This is a genomic window from Streptomyces fradiae ATCC 10745 = DSM 40063, from assembly GCF_008704425.1.
Taxonomy (GTDB): domain Bacteria; phylum Actinomycetota; class Actinomycetes; order Streptomycetales; family Streptomycetaceae; genus Streptomyces; species Streptomyces fradiae.
This window is the reverse complement of the sequence record NZ_CP023696.1, coordinates 5753672-5771878: the sequence shown is the minus strand read 5'-3', so window position 1 is coordinate 5771878 and position 18207 is coordinate 5753672. Positions and strand designations below refer to the sequence as shown.

Here is an 18207-nt window from a genome sequence, read left to right as displayed (position 1 = left end):
TCAGCGGTCGGTGGGGCGCTCGGTGAAGCGCTCGATGTACGCGGCGAGTTCGGGGACGCCGCCGGCCTTGAGCGCCGTGTAGTGGTCGCTGTCGAGGGTGATCACCGTCGGCGGCACGAGGAAGCACTCCGGGTGCTCCTCGGCGAAGGACGGCTCGTCGCCGCGGGCGGTGAGGACCGTGACGGGCACGTCCAGGCGGCGCTCGGCGAGCTCCTGCTCGGTGTAGTCGAAGGCGTAGGTGCGGGCGACGATCCGGGTGATACGGCGAATCGTTCCTTCATCGAGCGCGGGGTAGCGGTCGTGGACGAAGGCGGTGAAGGACGCCTCGTCGGTCACGGTCCGCAGGCAGTCCCGCAGGTCGGGGCCCTCGACGGTGGCCGCGAAGACGGAGTACAGGATCGACAGGTAGGCCGGGTTGCCGAAGGACGCCTCGCGGCCCCACCGGCGGCCGTCGCCGGTCCGCACGTGCGGGTTGCCGGGGCAGATCAGCAGCAGCCGGTCGACCTTCTCGCCGAACTGCCGCAGCTGCCAGGCCGTCTCGAAGGCGACCCGGGCGCCGAAGGAGTAGCCCCACAGGGTGTAGGGGCCGGACGGCTGGACGCGGCGGATCTCGGCCACGTCGGCCATGGCCATCTCCCGGAGGGAGGCGTACGGCTCCTCCCCCGCGTTGATGCCGTGCGCCTGGACGCCGTGCACCAGCCGGTCGCCGCCGACCGTCCCGGCGAGGAGGCGCAGGTTCATCGGGTAGCCGCCGAGGCCGGGCCAGAAGTACACCGGGGACTCGGTGCCGCCCGTGAGGGGGACGAGGCGGGAGGTGCGGCGGGGGGCGCCGTCGTCGACGCGAGCGGCGAGGTCCGCCAGCCGCGGCGACTCGAAGATCACCTGGAGGGGCAGGGAGGCGCCGTACTCGCGGTTGATCCGGTTGACGAGCGCCACGGCGTGCAGGGAGTTGCCGCCGGACGCGAAGAACTCGTCCTGGGTGGAGACGTCCTCGTACCGGAGCATCCGGCCCCACTCGGCGGCGAGCCACCGCTCGGTCGGGGTGGCCGGGGCGACGTAGGGCGCGGCGGTGCGGGCGGCGGTCACCTCGGGCAGGTTCGCCGTCGCCTTGCAGTCGATCTTGCCGTTGGCGGTCAGCGGCAGCTCGTTCACCACGAGCACCCGCGCCGGGATCATGTAGTCGGGCAGGAACTGGGCGAGGTCGTCGCGGATCATCTCCGCCGGGCCCTTGGTGTGCACGGCGTCCTCGTTCATGCCCTCGTGCGCGGCCTGGTCGGCGCTGATGCGCCCCCCGACGAAGAAGTACGAGGCGGGCGCCGCCGGGGTGCCGGCGGCGGCCAGCAGGTCGTCCAGACGCCGGGAGGCGGGCAGCGGGTTGCCGGTCTTCGAGGAGTAGCCGGACGACATGAAGCCCACGCCGGGGACGCGCTGGAGATGGTGGAGCCGGGTGCCGAGGACGATGTAGTCGAGCCAGCGCTCGGGGGCGCGGGACACCGCGCTGACGCCGAACGACGACCGGTCGTAGACGCCCTGGTTGATGGCGATGACGTGGCGCTTCTCCACGATCGCGGAGCCCATCGGCTCCAGCCGGCCGTCCCGGTGGCGGTAGAGGCCCTCCGGCAGGCCCTCGACGCGGTCGCCGTGCGTCTGGACGTACAGCTCCACCGCGTCGGGTCGGGCCCGGCCGTCGTCGGCGGTGACGGTGAAGGCGCCCAGGTAGTGGTCGTCGTCGGCGGCGTCCAGCAGCGCCTTGTGGGCGGGGTCGCAGCCGTCCGGGCCGATGGTCAGGCCGTAGCGGGGCAGGACCTCCTCGTACAGCCCGACCATGTGGCCGGCCTCGAACTCCAGCACCTCGACGATGTTGTTCTTGTAGACGGGCTCGATCGCCCGCCGCCTGCCGAGGAAGTGGACGCGCAGGCCGGGCCCGGCGAAGCCGTCGGCCGCGTCCCCGACCCGCACCAGCGTGTGGTCGACGGGGTGGTGGTAGTAGACGCCGTCGAGGCCGAGCAGGTCCCTGACCTCCAGGTACGTCTGCGTCGCGTAGAGGGCGCCGGGCGAGGCGTAGGCGTACTTCGGCAGCAGCCGCTCGGAGCTGCGGAACGGGCCGAACCAGCGCAGGATCTCGCCCAGTTCGTCGAAGGTCAGCTCCGTCAGGGGCCGGGGCGCGTACGGGGCCCTGCGCGGGGCGAGCGCGGCCAGCACGTCGGCGGCGGCGACCGGCCCGCCGTCGTAGAACCGGTACGTCTTGCGGGCGAACGCCTCGCGGCGCTGCTCGGCGGTGGCCTCCGCGCCGGGCAGGGGCAGCGACGGGCGGGCGTCGAGCTCCTCCGGGGAGCGCAGGCCGGGGTTGGCGAGCTGCGCCTTCACCTGGAGCTTGGACGCCTTCGACTGGTGGTGGGCGGCGTCGTCGCGGCCCTGGTCCATGACGGCGGCGGTGCGCTCGTTCAGCTCGACCGCGGCGACGAGGGTCTTGCCGCCGGTGCGGGCGTCGTCGGTGACGACGGCGGCGGCCCGCCGGACCCAGGGGTGGTTCTCGATGCGGGAGGCGACCTCCTCCAGCTCGACGCGGTAGCCGCGGAGCTTGACCTGGTTGTCGGCGCGGCCCATGAAGCGGATCGTGCCGTCGGGGTTCCACTGGCACAGGTCGCCGCTGCGGTACAGGCGCTCGGTCGGGTTGAACGGGGAGGTGAGGAACCGCTCCGCGGTCTGCTCGGGCAGCCCGATGTAGCCGCGTGCGACCTGGACGCCGCCGATGAACAGCTCGCCGCTCTCGCCGATGTCGACGGGCTGGAGGTTGTCGTCGAGGATGTAGCAGGTGACGTTGTCGGCGGGGACGCCGACGGGCACGATCCCGGCCGGGTCGTCCGCGAGGTCGTCGGGGTCGATCCAGTGCGAGCTGGCGTTGATGGTGGTCTCGGTCGGCCCGTAGAGGTTGACCACCGACACGTCGGGCAGCTCGGCGAGGAGGTCCTTCACGAGGGACCAGGTGAGGGCCTCGCCGCCGGAGAAGATCCGCCGCAGCGAGCCGCACGCGCCCAGCTGCTCGGTGTCCACGAGCGCCTGGAGAAGGGTCGGGACGGCCTGCAGCGTCGTCACCCTGTTGTCGGCGAGCAGGGTGATGATGCCCTCCGGGTCCCGGAAGACGCCCGGCGTGCCCATGACGACGCGGGCGCCGGCGGCGGGGGCCAGGATCTCCCACTGGGCGGCGTCGAAGCTCATCGGGGTCTTCTGCAGGATCGTCACGTCCGGGCCGAGGTGGCCGCAGTTGGCGAGCCACTGGAGCTGGGAGACGATGCTGCGCTGCTCGATCATCACGCCCTTGGGCCTGCCGGTGCTGCCCGAGGTGTAGATGACGTACGCGAGGTGGTCGCCGCGCGACTCCGGCAGGGCCTCGGCGGGCGCCTCGGCGCAGTCGGCCGGGGTGACGACCGCGGTGCCCTCGGGGGCGAGGCCGCGGGCGCGGTCGCGCAGGTGCTCCTGGGTGACGATGACGCGGGTGCCGGAGTTCTCCAGCATGTATCTGAGCCGGCCCTCCGGGTAGTCCGGGGAGAGCGGCAGGTAGGCGGCCCCGGCGGCGAGGATGCCCCACGCTCCGGTCATCAGCTCGGCGGACGGCTCGGTGTACAGGCCGACGCAGGTGTCCGGGGCGACACCGAGCGACGCCAGGTGGGAGCCGAGGCGCCGGGCGGCGTCGTCGAGTTGTCGGAAGGTCAGCTCGCCGCCGGTGTGGGTGACGGCGACGGCGTCCGGCCGCGTGCGGGCCTGGTGGGCGAGCTGGGCACGCAGGGAGATGCCCTTGAGGAAGACGCCGGGTATCGGCGCACGCGTGTTCATGTGGTTGGTCCCCCTAGATGAAGATGTGGTGTCCGGTTCTCAGACGCGTTCTGCGGCGGGCCGCGCCGGGGCCGGCGCGGCGGGCTTCGTGCCGCGCGGCTGGGCGATGACCACGGCGGCGATGACGGCCGCCGCGCCGACGAGCTGGAGCGGGCCCAGTGTCTGGCCGAGGAACAGGTAGCCGAGCAGGGTGGCGCACAGGGGTGAGGCGAACGACAGGAAGGAGGCGGCGAGGGCGGGGAGCCGCGCGAGGCCCCGGAACCACAGCACGTAGGCGATGAGCGCGCCGATGATGCTGAGGTAGGCGAAGCCGCCGACGTTGGCCCAGGTGAGGGTGGTGGGCAGCGGCTCGCTCAGGAGCGTGACGGGCAGCAGCAGGACGCCGCCGACGGTGAGCTGCCAGCCGGTGAAGGTCAGCAGCGTGACGCCCTCGGGCCGGCCCCAGCGCTTCGTCAGGACGATGCCGGACGCCATGGAGAGGGCGCCGAGCAGTCCGGCGACGACGCCGACCGCGTCCAGCCCGGCGTTGGGCTGCAGGACGAGCAGGGCGACGCCCGCGGCGCCGAGCACGCAGGAGGCGACGTGCACCGGCCGGATCCTGTCCTTGAGCAGCAGGGAGCCGAGGAGCAGCACGATCATCGGCTGGATGCTCATGACGAGCGCGGCCACCCCGCCGGGCAGGTGGTAGGCGGCGAGGAAGAGGAAGTAGAAGAACGCGCCGATGTTGAGCACGCCGAGGACGGCGGCCCGCCACCACCAGATGCCCTGCGGGAGCTTCCTGGTCATCAGCAGCAGGATGAGCCCGGCGGGCAGGGCGCGGACGGTGGAGGCCAGCAGGGGCCGGTCCGGCGGCAGGAACTCGGTGGTGACCAGGTAGGTCGATCCCCACACGGCCGGGGCGAGGGCCGTCAGGGCGGATGTCGTGGCGATGCGCTGGCCGGTCACTTGCGGGCTCCGGAGTCGGTGGTGCCGAAGAAGCGGTCGCCGAAGTCGCCGATGCCCGGGACCATGAAGGCGTGCTCGTTGAGGCGGTCCTCGATGGCGCTGGTGACGATCTTGACGCGGGGACGCGCGTCGGCGACGCGGCGCAGTCCCTCGGGCGAGGACAGGAAGTTGATCATGATGATGCGGTCCTCGGCCACCCCGGCGTCGAGCAGGACGTCGATGGCGGCGAGCGCGGACCCCGCGGTGGCGAGCATCGGCTCCAGCAGCAGCACGTACCGGTCGGCGATGTCGTCGGGCAGGTGCCGGTAGAGCAGGTGCGGCAGCTTCGTCCGCTTGTCGCGCTGGATGAGGATCTTGCCGATGCGGATGCCCGGGTGGACCTCGCGCAGCTCGGCCTCCATGGACTCGCCGGCCCGGATGACGGGCACGGCACACAGCTTGGAGGCGAACTCCAGGCCCGGGTAGACGGCGCCGACCGGAGTGGTGACGTCCTTCTTGGTGAAGGGCAGCAGGTCCATCCCGGCTTCGAGCAGGAGGCGGATGACGCGCCGCGAGTAGAAGACGAAGTCCTCGCGGGCGCAGTCCCGGTCGCGGATCACGGTGTGGATGGCGCGGAGCTGGTCGGTCTGCGGAAGCAGGTGCACGTTCTTGCCGGTGGTCACGGCGGAGAGCTCCTCTGGAACGGCTGGCTGGCTACGGAAGGAGGGTGGGACGGGGAGGGCGAGCGGGAGGTGGGTGCGACCGTACGGCCGCACCCACCGCTCACCGGCCGCGCCGCGGGCGCGCGGTGGCCCGCCGTGCGCGCGGGGCCGCCGCACCGGGCCCGCCCGCCGGGCGCGGGCGCGGCCGGGCGGGGGCCGGGCGTACGTGCGGGTCCCGCCGCGCCGCGCGGTGGGGGGCGCGCGTGGTGCGGGATCAGGGCTGTACCGGGGGGCCGGGCCCGTACCGGGGTCCGGCCCCCGGTACCCGGGGCCGGCCCGAGCCCGGGGCGACCCGTGCCCGGGGCCGGGCGGCCGGGCGCTCGGGCGGCGGGGCCGGGCGGTCCGGGCCGCGCCGGCGGGCGGCGCCTCCTCGCGGGGGCGCGCCCCCGCGCCGCGCCCGCGGGTTCGGGCGCGGCGGGGTGCCGGGCGGCCAGGGCGCCGCCGTCGGACGGGGCCGGGCCGGGTCCTGGACCGCACCCGGGCGGGTCCGGGCCGGGGCGAGGTCCGGACCCGCCACGGCCCGGCCGGGTCCGGCTCCGGTCCCGGCACGGCCCGCACCAGGGCCCGGCCGGTCCGGTCCTGGCACGGCCCGGCCGGGCTCCAGGCTCGGGGCGTGGCCCCCGGTCCGGTGCGGGACCCGGTGCGGCCGGGGTCGGGGCCGGAGCGCGGCTCCGGGTCGGGCCGGGGCCGGGCCCGCCGTCGGCGGTGGCGCCTGTCGTGGGCGGCGGCGGTGGTGTGCGGCGCGGGCCGGGACCAGCCCCGGAGCCGGTACCGGACGCGACGGCGACCGGGCGGCCGGGGCCGTGCCGGTGGGTGCGGCACGGCGTCGGCCGACCGGGCACGCGGGCCGGACCCGCCCGGTCGCGCCCGTACGGCCCCGCGGTCCGCGCGCCCCGGGTCCGGTACCCGCCCGCTCGGGGCGGCCGGATCGGGCCGCGTGCCGCCCGTGGCGCGCGGCCGGACCGGGGGCCCGATCCCGTGCGCGTCCGGGCCGGGCACCCGAGCGGGGCCGCACCGGCCGGGTGTGCGCACCGGACCGGGGCCGCGCCCCTCACCGGGCGGCGAGCGCCGGCCGCGCGCGGGGCGGCCGCGCCGGGCACGGGCCCGGCCGCCCCGCGCGGGCTCCCGTCAGCCGATCTCGTCGAAGGCGCGGCGCGCCTCGGCGACGAACTTGGCGACCTTGGCGCGGTCCTTGCGCCCGTCGGGGCCCTCCAGGCCGGTGTGGGCGTCGACGGCGGCGGGCTTGACCGTGCGGATGGCGTCGTAGACGTTCTCCGGGTTCAGGCCGCCCGCCATCATCAGCGGCTTCGGGGAGCGGCGGACCAGCTCGGCGGAGACGTTCCAGTCGTGCGTGAGGCCCGTGGCGCCCTTGGCGCCGGTCTTCGGGTCGAAGGTGTCGGTGATGTACATGTCGACGAAGGGGTGGGTGTCGTCGACCAGCTTCAGCAGCTCGTCGGCGTTGTCCTCCTTGACCACCAGGGACTTCAGCACGAACAGCTCGGGCCGGAGCTCCTTGAGGAGGCGCAGCTGCTCGGTCTCCACGTCGCCGTGGAGCTGCACGGCGACGACGCCCAGCTCGTCGCAGAACCGGCTGACCTCCTCGGCGTCCGTGAGGTAGCTGATCAGCACACCCGCGTGCGGCGCCTCCAGGCCCTTGATGATGGCGGCGGCGTCCTGCTCCGGGATGTCGTCCTTGCCGGACGGCAGGCGCAGCGCGAAGCCGAGCCAGTCGGCCCCCTCGCCGATGCACAGGTCGGCCTCGGCCGCGTCGATGATGCCGGCCACCTGAACGAGCTTGTTGACCTCGGTCATGTGAATCCCCCCAGTGGTGTGTGTCGACTCGATACGGAATGTGCTCGATGCGGATGGTGCGGGCGGGCACGCCCCCGCGCCCACCCCGCCCCCGTGCCGTCAGCGTCCGTACGTCTCGCTGAAGCAGGTGAGCGAGCGTGCGCGCCGGCCCGGATGGATCCGGGTCTCGGCCGGGTAGCCCAGCGGCATGATCAGGGCGATGTGCAGGTCGTCGCGGTCGCCGATGCCGACGGCCTCCTTGACGAGCCGCTCGTCCCAGCCGTTCATCGGGCTGGTGGCCAGCCCGGCGGCCTCGGCCGCCAGCATCAGGAACGAGGCGGCGATCATCGCGTCCTTGACGGCGTACTCGCGGGCCAGGCCGCGGGCGGCCAGGTCCTCGTGGAAGGCGCGGGCGTCGCCGGGCAGAGCGGTGGCGAACGCGTCGCTCCACGCCCCCCGGCTCCGGGCCGTCTCCCACACGTCGGCGCGGTCCTCACGCCAGGCGCCGGACTCGGCGACGAAGACGAGCATGACCGGGGCCTCCTGCGGGTGCGGCTGCCCCCCGGTCGCCTCGGTGAGCGCGCCGAGCCCGCGTTCACTCGTCACGGTGACGATGGAGCGGCCCTGAAGGTTGTAGCTCGACGGCGCTTCCAGCGCCAGATCGGTGAGTTCCCGCAGCACCTCGGCGGGGACCGGATCCGGCCGATAGTGGCGGACGCTGCGGCGTGACCGAATCACACGGGCCACAGCAGTGACTTCTGCCGCTAAGGTACTCACGGGGATACCTCTCGACGTCGAACTATCTGACATCGAGAAGGTAAGGGCCGAACTAGAATCGAGTCAAATCTTTCGATGTCGAAACGATGAAGGGATGGTGCCGCATGCGTGACTCCGTCGACCACTTCATGGATCAATGGGCGGCCCAGCGCACGGACCTCGACCTGGAGGCGATGGGCGCGATCGGCCGCATCCTGCGGCTGTCGCGGCACGTGAGCGCCGGGCTGAAGTCCTACTTCGCCGAACACGACATGGAGACCTGGGAGTTCGACGTCCTGGCGACCCTGCGCCGCAACGGCAGACCCCTCACGCCGAAGGCCCTCGGCGCCAGCGTCATGATCGGCTCCGCCGCCCTGACCAACCGCATCGACCGCCTCGCCGCGCGCGGCCTGGTGGTCCGCGAGGCCATCCCCGGCGACCGCCGCAGCCTGAACATCGCGCTCACGCCGGACGGCCGGGACCTGGTGGACAGCGTCGTGGAGGGGCACGTGGCGAACCAGCGCGCGATGCTCGACACGCTCGGCGGCGACGAGCGCGAGGAGCTCAACCGCCTCCTGCGCACGCTCCTCACCTCGTTCGGCGACACCCCGTGACATCGATGTCACACGGAGGTTCGAACGTTTCGCGGCAGGGGGAGGGGGCACCTGGCTGGGACGTCCGTCCGGACGACACCCACCGGAGGTGATCTCCATGCCAGGGCGTGAGGAACTGCCCTCCACGCTGGAACGGTCCGCGCGGGAGGCCCAGCGGACCTGGATCAAGGCGCACGACTCGGCCGTCGAGCAGTACGGCGAAGGCGAGCGGGCCCACCGCGTCGCCTACAGCGCGCTGAAGCACACCCACGAGAAGGTCGGCGACCACTGGGAGCGCAAGGAGCGGGGGCGCAAGGGGCCCTCCGACCCGCGCGCCGGGACGCCGCGCGGGAAGCCCGCCCGCAGCGGCGAGGGCGTCGACGAGAACGCCTCCAAGCAGCACCTCTACGACACGGCCAAACGCCTCGGCGTCGAGGGCCGCTCACGGATGACGAAGGCCGAGCTGGCCGAGGCGATCCGCAAGGAGAACCGCTCCCGCACCCGCGAGGCCCGCGAGCGCTGACCCGCGCCCTCCCCCGCCCCCGCCCGACCGCGCCCGGCCGCGCCCGCGGCTCCCGGACGACCGGCCCCGCCCGGTCCGCACCGTCCCATCGGTGACCGGACCGGGCGGAGCCGTGTCGGGACCGGCAGGGTCCCGCTCGGGCTCGTTGGCCGGATCGCGCGGGCGGAGGGGGCGCCGAGCTGGCCTGATCGCAGCGGTCGAGGGGGGTGGGACCAGCGGGATCAGGCCGTTCGGCCGGCTCCGGACGGCTGGACGCCCGCACGAACGGAGGCCGGACCGAGCCGGACGCCCGCACGAACGGAGGCCGGACCGAGCCGGACGCCCGCACGAACGGAGGCCGGACCGAACCGGACGCCCGCACGAAGGAGGCCGGACGCAGCCGACCGGCCGAAGGGCCGGGCGGGCGTGCGGGCGTGCGGGCCCGTGCAGCGGTCGGCCGCTCCCCGGGACCGAGGCGGCCGGCCGGGTCACGCGGGGCGGAGCCGTACGAGGGCGGTGTCCGTGCCGACCGCGAGCGTGCCGTCGGGCAGCAGCGCGACCGCCCGTACGGCCCCACCCGGCCGGAAGGACCGTACGGCCGCCTCCGTGTCGTCCGGGTCGCGGACCTCCACCAGTCCGTCCGCCCACGCCACCGCCAGCGCCCGTCCCCGCGCGTGCAGGGCGGCCACCGGGTACGGGCGCCGGGCCACCACACCGCCTTCGACCGCGTCCCCGGCCCCGCCCCCGTCCGGGTCCCGTTCCCGGCCGGGGAGCCACCGGCGTACCGTGCCGTCGGCGCCGCCGCTGTACACGCGGGGCCCGTCCGTCGCCGCGAGCGCGGTGACCCTGCCGGAGTGCGGCGCCGCCTGTTCCACCCCGCCCAGGCTGAAGGCGTGCGCGCACCCCATCCGGTCCCCCGTCACCACCGTGCCCCCGACCGCCGCCAGCGCCGTCGCCGGATGGGTCGCGAGCGTCGCCGCCACCGCCTCCACCAGGCGGGGCACCGCCTCGGGGCCGGTGCGCAGCCGGCCCCGTTCGTCGAGCGCCAGGCGGGTGCCGTCGCCGAGTCGGGCCAGCGCCCTGGTGCGCGGGTCGCCGGTCGCGTCCGGGCGGCCTTCGTGCACGGCCAGCGCCGTCACCCGCCCCTCCCGCGCACCCGCCACCGTCCACGGGGCGTCCGCCGCGAGGGCGGCCAGGCCGTCGCGCACGTCCGCCGCCGCGTCCCCGGGCAGGGCGGCCAGCAGCGCCAGGGCCCGGTCGGCGGCCGTCCGGTCGTCCCGTACGAGCGCCTGACCGGCCCTCAGCCAGGCGGCGCCCAGCCCGCCGTACGCGCCGGGCTCCTCCTCGTACGCGCGGGTCACCACCACGGGGTCGGCCGCGCAGACGGCTGCCGGGTCGGAGAGGCGCGGACGCCCGGACGCCGGGATGCCGGGCGGTGGGGCCGGGCCGGGCGCGGGCCCTTCGAGGGCGACCCGTACGTCGCCGAGCGCCCGCAGGTCGGCCGCCAGTTCGCGGGCGCCGGGCGCGTCGGCGGGCAGGACGACGTGCCGGGGGCTCCGGGGTGCGCCCAGCAGGGCCGTGAGCAGCTCCCCGCGGGTGCCGCTGCCGGCGACCACGCCGAGGGCGTTGGCGACCGTCCATACCGTGGCGCGCACTGCCGTCTCCTCTCCGCCCGTCCGTTCCGCGGCGCTGACCGTCGGTCCGCCGCCCTTCGCCGGCCGCCCTCTGTCCGTGCTCCCGGCCCGCCCGCCCGCCGCCCCGGGCCGGTCAGGTCCGGGCGCCGGTGAAGTGCTCCCTGACCAGGGACTCGACGACCGTCAGGTCCCCGGCGGCCAGCGCGTCCAGCAGGGCGCCGTGCTCGGCCGCGTCCGCGACGAGGTCGGCGCGGCGCAGCGCGGGCGGGCTGACGAGCGGCCACTGGGAGCGGCGGTGCAGGCCGTCGGCGACGGCGACGAGCTGCTCGTTGCCCGCGAGGCCGAGGACGGCGCGGTGGAAGGCGCGGTCGGCCTCCCCGTACTCGGCGAGGTCGCCCCGGGCGGCCGCGGCGGCCGTGGCCTCGGCGAGCGGGCGCAGTCCGGCCCACCGCCCGGCGGTGACGGTCCGCGCGAGGCGGAGCATGACGGGGACCTCGATGAGGGCGCGGACCTCGGCCAGTTCGGCCAGTTCGCGCGGGGTGCGCTCGACGACGCGGAAGCCCCGGTTGGGTACGACCTCGACGGCGCCCTCGACGGCGAGCTGCTGCATCGCCTCCCGGACGGGGGTCGCGGAGACGCCGAGGCGCAGCCCGAGGGCGGGGGCGGAGTACACCTGGCCGGGTGCGAGGTCGCCGCCCACGAGGGCGGCGCGCAGCGCGTCGAGGACCTGGCCGCGCACGGAGTGCCGCCGGACGGAGCGGGGGGTGCCGAGCGGCACGGGCTCGTCGTGCCCGTACGCCCCGGGCGCCCGGCCCGGAAGGCGGTCGCCGGCCCGTCCGGCGGAGGCGTACGGGGCGGCGGGCTCCGAGGACGCGTCCGGGCGGCCCTCCCGGGGCGGAGCCCCCGGACCGGCCCCCGCACGGCTGCCCGCACCCGCGAAGGCCCCCGCGTCCCGAGGCGTCCCGGGTCCCTTCGGCGCCGCCGAGGCGGCCTGGGCCGCCGGCGCCCTCGGGTCCGCCGGGGTCGTCCCGCCCCCCGGCCGCTCGCGGCCGTCCGGGGCGGGCGGCGCGGCGCGGGGGCGCGGCGCGGGGCGGGGCGCCGGAGCCGGCGGAGGGCGCCGCCCCGGCCGCTCCGCCGCCTCACGGGCCGTGCCCTGCTCCACTGGGGTCCTCCTGCCGCTGTCCGTGCGGGCCCCGCTCGCGCCGCGGGGCCTGCGTGAACCATAGGCGGACCACGCGGTAGGGCACACATCGATCAGATCGGGTAAGGTAAGGCTAACCTGCAAACGATCGCGATTCGGTGGTCCTGCATGTCCCTTTCCGCATTGCTCCCGTCCACGTCCGCCTCGCGTTCGACCTCCGCGCCGGCCGCCGTACCGGCGTCGCCCGTGGCGGCCTCGTACGCCCGCCTCGCCGAGGTCTTCCCCGGCCTGCGCGTGCGGGAGCTCGCCGAGGGCGAGGCGGCACCGCACGGCGACGGCTGGGTCCGCGCGGACGAGTTGGGGGCCGGGGGCCCCGCGCTCGACGCCTTCCTCGCGTGGGACGAGGAGCAGACGCTCCGCGACTACGGGGCGGCGGCCCGCCCGGACGTGATCGCCAGCTTCGGCCTCCACCGGTACGCGTGGCCCGCCTGCCTGCTGGTGACGGTGCCGTGGTTCCTGCACCGGCGGGTGCCGCGCGTGCCGGCCGCCGATGTGGCCTTCCACCGGGAGCTGGGCCGGATGGCCGTGCGCGTACGGGAGTTCGCCTGCCTGCCCGGCGACCCCGCCGCCGCGCTGCCGGGCGCGCGGGTCGTCCCGGACGAGGAGGCGCTGCGCGCCGAGGTGCGGGCCGCCGTCGCCGAGCACCTGGCCCCCGTGCTGGAGGGGTTCGGTCCGCGCATGCGGCGCCGGGGCCGGGCTCTGTGGGGCATGGCGACGGACGAGGTCGTCGAGGGCATCTGGTACGTGGCGGGGCTGCTCGGCGAGGAGCCCCGCGCGATGGCGGAGCTGGAGCTGCTGCTGCCCCGCACGGCGAAGCCGTACGTGGGCCCGGCCGGGTTCCGCGAGCTGACGGCGCCCGACGGCAGGACGTTCCCCACCCGCGACCGGGCGAGCTGCTGCCTCTTCTACACCCTGCGCCCCGAGGACACCTGCGTCACCTGCCCGCGCACCTGCGACGCGGACCGGCTCCGCAAGCTGTCCGCCGCGCCCGGCGCCTGACGGGACGTCGTGCGCCGGGCGGAGCGCCCGGACCGCGCGGAGGCAGCCGCCGGTCGTGGCCGCGGGGCGGCGGCCCCGCCGACGCGGCGGGGCGGCGCCGGACGCACCCCCGTCAGCGCGACGGCCGGGGCGGCGCCGGGAGGTCCGCCGCCCATGGCGGGTCGGCGCCGGGCACCGCGCACGTGCGGGCGGCGACCAGCGCGGCGTACGCGCAGCTCGCGGCGGTCTCGTCCAGGGTCAGCCCGTCGAGCCGGCCGCCCAGGCGGCCCAGGCCCGCGAGGGCGTGCAGCAGCCCGGCGGTGAACGAGTCGCCCGCGCCGACGGTGTCCGCGACCTCCGCCGGCAGGGCGGGCACGGTGACCCGGGCACCGTCCAGCGAGGCGAGCGCCCCGCGCCCGCCGAGCGTGACCACGACGAGCCGGGCCCCGGCCGCGTGCCACCGGTCGCACGCCTCCTCCGGCGCGGTGCCCGGCAGGAGCCGGGCCAGGTCGTCCTCGCTGACGCGCAGGACGTCGGCGAGCGCGCACCAGTGGCCGAGCCGCTCCCGGTACGCTGCGGGCGGCACCAGCAGCGGGCGCACGTTGGGGTCGACGCACACGGTGGCCCGCTCCCGCACCGAGGCCAGGAACTCCTCGACCCGTCGGCCGCCCGGCTCGCGGATCAGTGCGAGCGACCCGGTGTGCAGGCAGACCGTGCCGTCCAGCGGGGCGGCGGCCAGCTCCTCGGCGGTCCACTGCCAGTCCGCCGCGCCCTCCGCGTGGAAGGCGTACGAGGCGTGGCCGTGGGCGTCCACGTCGGCGACGGCCAGGGTGCTCGGCTCGGACGCGGCCACACAGCCCGTCAGGTCCACCCCGGAGGCGGTCAGGCGGTCGCGGAAGAGGGTGCCGAACACGTCGCCGGAGAGCCGCCCGAGGAAGCGGGCGGGGGTGCCCAGCCGGGCGAGGGCGACGGCCGTGTTGGCGGGCCCGCCGCCCGGCATGACCCGCAGGGTGAGCCCGGTGCCGTCGGGCTCCGCCGGGTGGAGCGGGTCGGTGAAGGCGTCGGCGACGCACTCGCCGAGCACGGTGATCCGCTGACTGCTCATGGTCTCTCCACCTCGGCACCCGGCGGCTTTCGGAACCGGCCGCTCCGGGGTACAGCATCACATCCGCGGGCCCGGTCCGGCACCCGCTCGTGACGCGTTCCACGCCACCCGCACGCGTGGCCGTAATCGAACAGAACCCCTGCTCATCAGATCATCGTTCGATGCTACGGCTCCGGTTCGCGGCTCCTCGGACCACGATGGCGTGCTCTTGCCGCGAAACCCCGTGACGGGCACCGCCGTTCGGCCAGGATGGCGCACCCAACGGCCCACCGCGACGACAGGGACACCGGATGAGAATGACCGACATATCGCTGGAATGGCTGCTTCCGGGCGGAGTGATGCTCGTCGGGGCCGCCGCCGCGGTGGCGGTGGTCGCGCGCGGCAGGCGCGCCGCCGGGGAGAAGGCCGCGGCGGACGACTCCTGGGAGCGCAGCCAGGAGCGCCGCCGGCGCAAGGAGGCCGTCTACGGCATCGCCTCCTACCTGCTCCTCTTCTGCTGCGCGGCCGTCGCCGCCGCGCTCTCCTTCCACGGACTGGTCGGCTTCGGCCGGCAGAACCTGAACCTGTCCGGCGGCTGGGAGTACCTGGTGCCGTTCGGCCTGGACGGCGCCGCCATGTTCTGCTCGGTGCTCGCCGTGCGCGAGGCCAGCCACGGTGACGCGGCCCTCGGCTCCCGGCTGCTCGTGTGGCTGTTCGCCGGGGCCGCCGCCTGGTTCAACTGGGTGCACGCCCCGCGCGGCCTCGGCCACGACGGCGCCCCGCAGTTCTTCGCGGGCATGTCCCTGTCCGCGGCCGTGCTGTTCGACCGGGCCCTGAAGCAGACCCGCAGGGCGGCGCTGCGCGAGCAGGGCCTGGTCCCGCGCCCGCTGCCGCAGATCCGGATCGTCCGCTGGCTGCGGGCGCCCCGCGAGACGTTCGCCGCCTGGTCGCTGATGCTCCTGGAGGGCGTGCGGACCCTGGACGAGGCCGTCGAGGAGGTACGGGAGGACCGGCGCGAGAAGGAGCGCGCCCACCGCGAGCGGCGGGAGCGGCAGAAGCTGGAGCGGGCGCGGCTGCGGGCGTTCAACCGCCAGCACCGGAGCTGGGGGCTCGGCCGGGGCGTCGGACGCCGGGTCGAGGCGCCGGGCCTCACCGCCGCGCCGGGTTCCGGGCAGGCCGCGGTGGGCGGGTCCGTCGCGGAGCCCGCCATATCCGGGCCGGGACAGCCGCCGCACCGGCCCCGGCCCTCACTGCAGGCCGTCAGGGGCGGCCCTGAGCCCCGGACGGTGGACCTGACGGCGGAGGACGACACCCAGACCCTCCCGCGCCTGGACTCCCTGGAGCAGAAGCTCAAGAGCCTGGAGCAGCAGTTCGGCTGAGGCCCGGCCCCGGGCGGGCCGCCGGGCGGCCGGGCGGGCGCCGAGCGGACCGGGGCGCCGAGCGGATGGGGGGCGGACCGGGCTCGTACGGGCGACAGCCGGAGCCTGCCGGACACTCGGCAGGCCGGCCCCCGAAGCCGTACGGGCGTGACCGCCGCCCCATGGCCGTACGAGACCCCCCGCCCTGTGGCCGTACGAGGGGACCCACCGCCCTGTGGCCTTCCAGCGCCCGCCGCCGCGTTCGGTACGAGGAGGCGCCCCGTGCCGTACGGGCGAGCCCTCCGCCCCGTGGCGCCCGGGGGCTCCGGCGCGGGAGCCGGGCGCGGGGGCCCTCTGCGTTGGCCCCCGGCGGGGCCTCACGCGGCGGGCTTCACCCCGGACAGCTCGAACCACACGACCTTGCCGATGCCCTGGTCCCGCATCCCCCAGGCGTCGGCGAGCGCCTGCACCAGCAGCAGGCCCCTGCCATGGGTGCGCTCCTCCGACACCGGCAGGTACGGGTCGGGGGGCTCGGGGGCGAAGTCCCGCACCTCCACGCGCAGCACGTCCCCGTCGAGCGTCGCGGTGACCACCGCCCCGTACGCCGTGTGGATCAGCGCGTTGGTCACCAGCTCCGTGGTGAGCAGCTCCGCCGTGTACGCCGGGTCGTCGGCGACCCGGTGGGCCCATAACTCCCGCAGGGCGCCGCGCACCCCGGCCACCGCGCCGAGGTCACCGGCGCCGATCCGGCGGGTCAGCCGCGCCGCGCCGGGTATGCCCTGGTCCCGCCCGTCCACCATGGGTCCGACCCCTGCCTGACGCCCACTCATAGCCCCCACCCATGTCGTCGGCCCTTCATCGAACAGGCTCACGGGGAACCATGCCCCCCTGCCGCAAGCATCACGCGTGCGGCGCGTCCGCGGGCGGGCGCACGGAGGGGAGCAGTGGGGCACGGCGGGGTGTCAAGGTCGCGGGATGTTCCGCACGTTGGAGCGGGCGAGCTGCAGCATCCGCCCGACCCCGCCCTCCAGCACCATCTTGCCGGCGGAGAGCGCGAAGCCGGTCACCATGTCGGCCTGGATCTTCGGTGGGATGGACAGGGCGTTGGGGTCGGTCACCACGTCGACGAGGGCCGGGCCGCGGTGGCGGAAGGCGTCCTTGAGGGCGCCCGCGAGCTGCTTGGGCTTCTCCACCCGCACCCCGTAGGCCCCGGCGGCGCGGGCGACGGCGGCGAAGTCCGGGTTCCGGTAGGACGTGCCGTGCGAGGGCAGCCCCGCGACCAGCATCTCCAGCTCCACCATGCCGAGCGAGGAGTTGTTGAACAGGACCACCTTCACGGGCAGGTCGTACTGGACCAGGGTGAGGAAGTCGCCCATGAGCATGGAGAACCCGCCGTCGCCGGAGACCGACACCACCTGGCGGTTCCGGTCGGTGAACTGGGCGCCGATGGCCTGCGGCAGCGCGTTCGCCATGGAGCCGTGGCTGAACGACCCGATGATCCGCCGGCGCCCGTTGGGCGTCAGATAGCGGGCCGCCCAGACGTTGCACATGCCGGTGTCCACGGTGAACACGGCGTCGTCGTCGGCGAGTTCGTCGAGGACCGAGGCCACGTACTCCGGGTGCAGCGGGACGTGCTTCTCCACCTTGCGGGTGTACGCCCGGACCACGCCCTCCAGCGCCCGCTCGTGCTTCCTCAGCATCTTGTCCAGGAAGCGCCGGTCGCTCTTGGGGCGCACACGGGGCACGAGGCAGCGCAGGGTCTCGCGGACGTCCCCCCACACGGCGAGGTCGAGCCGCGAGCGCCGCCCGAGCCGCTCGGGCCGCAGGTCCACCTGGACGATCCGCACGTCGTCGGGGAGGAACGCGCTGTACGGGAAGTCCGTCCCCAGCAGGATCAGCAGGTCGCACTCGTGCGTGGCCTCGTACGCCGCCCCGTATCCGAGCAGCCCACTCATCCCCACGTCGAACGGATTGTCGTACTGGATGAACTCCTTGCCCCGCAGCGCGTGGCCGACCGGTGCCTTGACGCGCTCCGCGAACTGCATGACCTCGGCGTGGGCGCCGGCCGTGCCGCTGCCGCAGAAGAGGGTGACCCGGTCGGCGGCGTCGACCATGCGGGCCAGCTCGTCGACCTCCGCGTCGCCGGGGCGCACCGCGGGCCGGGTGGTGGCCAGGTCGTACGCCCTGCTCTCCTCGGGCGCCTGCTCGGCGGCGACGTCGCCGGGGAGGACGACGACGCTCACCCCGCCGAGCCCGACGGCGTGCTGGATCGCGGTGCGCAGCAGGCGGGGCGTCTGCCGGGGGGTGGAGACCAGCTCGCAGTAGTGGCTGCACCGCTGGAAGAGCTGGTCGGGGTGGGTCTCCTGGAAGTAGCCGAGCCCGATCTCGCTGGACGGGATGTGCGAGGCCAGCGCGAGCACGGGGGCCATGGAGCGGTGCGCGTCGTACAGGCCGTTGACGAGGTGGAGGTTGCCCGGTCCGCACGACCCGGCGCAGGCGGCGAGCCGGCCGGTCACCTGCGCCTCGGCGCCGGCGGCGAAGGCGGCGCTCTCCTCGTGCCGCACCTGGACCCACTCGATGCCGCGGGTGCGCCGCACGGCGTCCACGACGGGGTTGAGGCTGTCCCCGACCACCCCGTACAGGCGCCGCACCCCGGCGCGTACGAGCGTGTCGACGAACAGTTCGGCCACGTTCTGTCTGCCCATGCCCCCATCCACCCACGCCCGGCGCGCCCCCGCCTCCCGAGCGCCCCCGCGGCTGGGCCCGTCGGCGTACCGGCCGCCGCCGTGGGGGCGCGGGACCGGCGCCGCGAGCGGGCCGGGGAGGGCGG

Annotated in this window: 14 protein-coding genes; 4 read left to right on the top strand and 10 right to left on the bottom strand. The window is 75.7% G+C overall.

Features of this window, described 5'->3' with window-relative positions:
• The 5 genes from CP974_RS25275 to CP974_RS25255 all read right to left on the bottom strand — a co-directional run bounded on the left by CP974_RS25275 (window position 1) and on the right by CP974_RS25255 (window position 8009).
• Complete coding sequence (locus CP974_RS25275) at window positions 1-3834, bottom strand: non-ribosomal peptide synthetase family protein (protein ID WP_031131001.1); 3834 nt, start codon at window positions 3832-3834, stop codon at window positions 1-3.
• A gap of 39 nt (window positions 3835-3873) precedes the next feature.
• The gene (locus CP974_RS25270; protein WP_031130999.1) at window positions 3874-4779 is read right to left on the bottom strand and encodes an EamA family transporter; all 906 of its coding nucleotides are present in this window, start codon (window positions 4777-4779) and stop codon (window positions 3874-3876) included.
• Window positions 4776-5423, bottom strand: coding sequence for a uracil phosphoribosyltransferase (gene upp, locus CP974_RS25265; protein ID WP_037937694.1), 648 nt, complete (start codon window positions 5421-5423; stop codon window positions 4776-4778). Before upp ends, CP974_RS25270 begins: the two co-directional genes overlap by 4 nt.
• Before the next feature lie 1185 nt (window positions 5424-6608).
• Complete coding sequence (locus CP974_RS25260; RefSeq protein WP_031136271.1) at window positions 6609-7292, bottom strand: phosphoribosylanthranilate isomerase; 684 nt, start codon at window positions 7290-7292, stop codon at window positions 6609-6611.
• A gap of 99 nt (window positions 7293-7391) precedes the next feature.
• The gene (locus CP974_RS25255) at window positions 7392-8009 is read right to left on the bottom strand and encodes a nitroreductase family protein (RefSeq protein WP_223844673.1); all 618 of its coding nucleotides are present in this window, start codon (window positions 8007-8009) and stop codon (window positions 7392-7394) included.
• A 143-nt stretch (window positions 8010-8152) separates the two neighbouring features.
• On the opposite strand from CP974_RS25255, the gene CP974_RS25250 reads away from it, so the two are divergent.
• Both CP974_RS25250 and CP974_RS25245 read left to right on the top strand, forming a co-directional pair.
• Window positions 8153-8641, top strand: a complete 489-nt coding sequence (locus tag CP974_RS25250; RefSeq protein WP_031136267.1) for a MarR family winged helix-turn-helix transcriptional regulator — start codon at window positions 8153-8155, stop codon at window positions 8639-8641.
• Between the two features lie 97 nt (window positions 8642-8738).
• Window positions 8739-9143 carry a ChaB family protein gene (locus CP974_RS25245; protein ID WP_031136265.1) on the top strand — a complete coding sequence of 135 codons (405 nt, stop codon included), beginning with the start codon at window positions 8739-8741 and terminating at the stop codon, window positions 9141-9143.
• 467 nt (window positions 9144-9610) lie between these two features.
• On the opposite strand, the gene CP974_RS25240 is transcribed toward CP974_RS25245, so the two are convergent.
• Together CP974_RS25240 and CP974_RS30500 are read right to left on the bottom strand one after the other, a co-directional pair.
• Window positions 9611-10777 carry a WD40 repeat domain-containing protein gene (locus tag CP974_RS25240; protein WP_051840027.1) on the bottom strand — a complete coding sequence of 389 codons (1167 nt, stop codon included), beginning with the start codon at window positions 10775-10777 and terminating at the stop codon, window positions 9611-9613.
• 112 nt (window positions 10778-10889) lie between these two features.
• Entirely contained in the window at window positions 10890-11918 is a 1029-nt protein-coding gene (locus tag CP974_RS30500; protein WP_224354485.1) for a GntR family transcriptional regulator, read from the bottom strand.
• A 147-nt stretch (window positions 11919-12065) separates the two neighbouring features.
• Between CP974_RS30500 and CP974_RS25230 the strand changes: the two genes are divergently transcribed.
• Window positions 12066-12956, top strand: a complete 891-nt coding sequence (locus tag CP974_RS25230) for a (2Fe-2S)-binding protein (RefSeq protein WP_031135883.1) — start codon at window positions 12066-12068, stop codon at window positions 12954-12956.
• Between the two features lie 112 nt (window positions 12957-13068).
• Here the strand turns inward: CP974_RS25230 and CP974_RS25225 are convergent, their stop codons facing one another.
• Window positions 13069-14040, bottom strand: coding sequence for a carbohydrate kinase family protein (locus tag CP974_RS25225; protein ID WP_031135885.1), 972 nt, complete (start codon window positions 14038-14040; stop codon window positions 13069-13071).
• 290 nt (window positions 14041-14330) lie between these two features.
• On the opposite strand from CP974_RS25225, the gene CP974_RS25220 reads away from it, so the two are divergent.
• On the top strand, window positions 14331-15398 hold the full coding sequence (locus CP974_RS25220; RefSeq protein WP_031135887.1) for a DUF2637 domain-containing protein: 1068 nt from the start codon (window positions 14331-14333) through the stop codon (window positions 15396-15398).
• Between the two features lie 356 nt (window positions 15399-15754).
• On the opposite strand, the gene CP974_RS25215 is transcribed toward CP974_RS25220, so the two are convergent.
• Window positions 15755-16177 (bottom strand): ATP-binding protein, encoded by a 423-nt coding sequence (locus CP974_RS25215; protein WP_031135888.1) that lies wholly within the window; start codon window positions 16175-16177, stop codon window positions 15755-15757.
• A 162-nt stretch (window positions 16178-16339) separates the two neighbouring features.
• Complete coding sequence (locus CP974_RS25210) at window positions 16340-18082, bottom strand: pyruvate dehydrogenase (protein WP_031135890.1); 1743 nt, start codon at window positions 18080-18082, stop codon at window positions 16340-16342.
• Window positions 18083-18207: the final 125 nt, after the last annotated feature.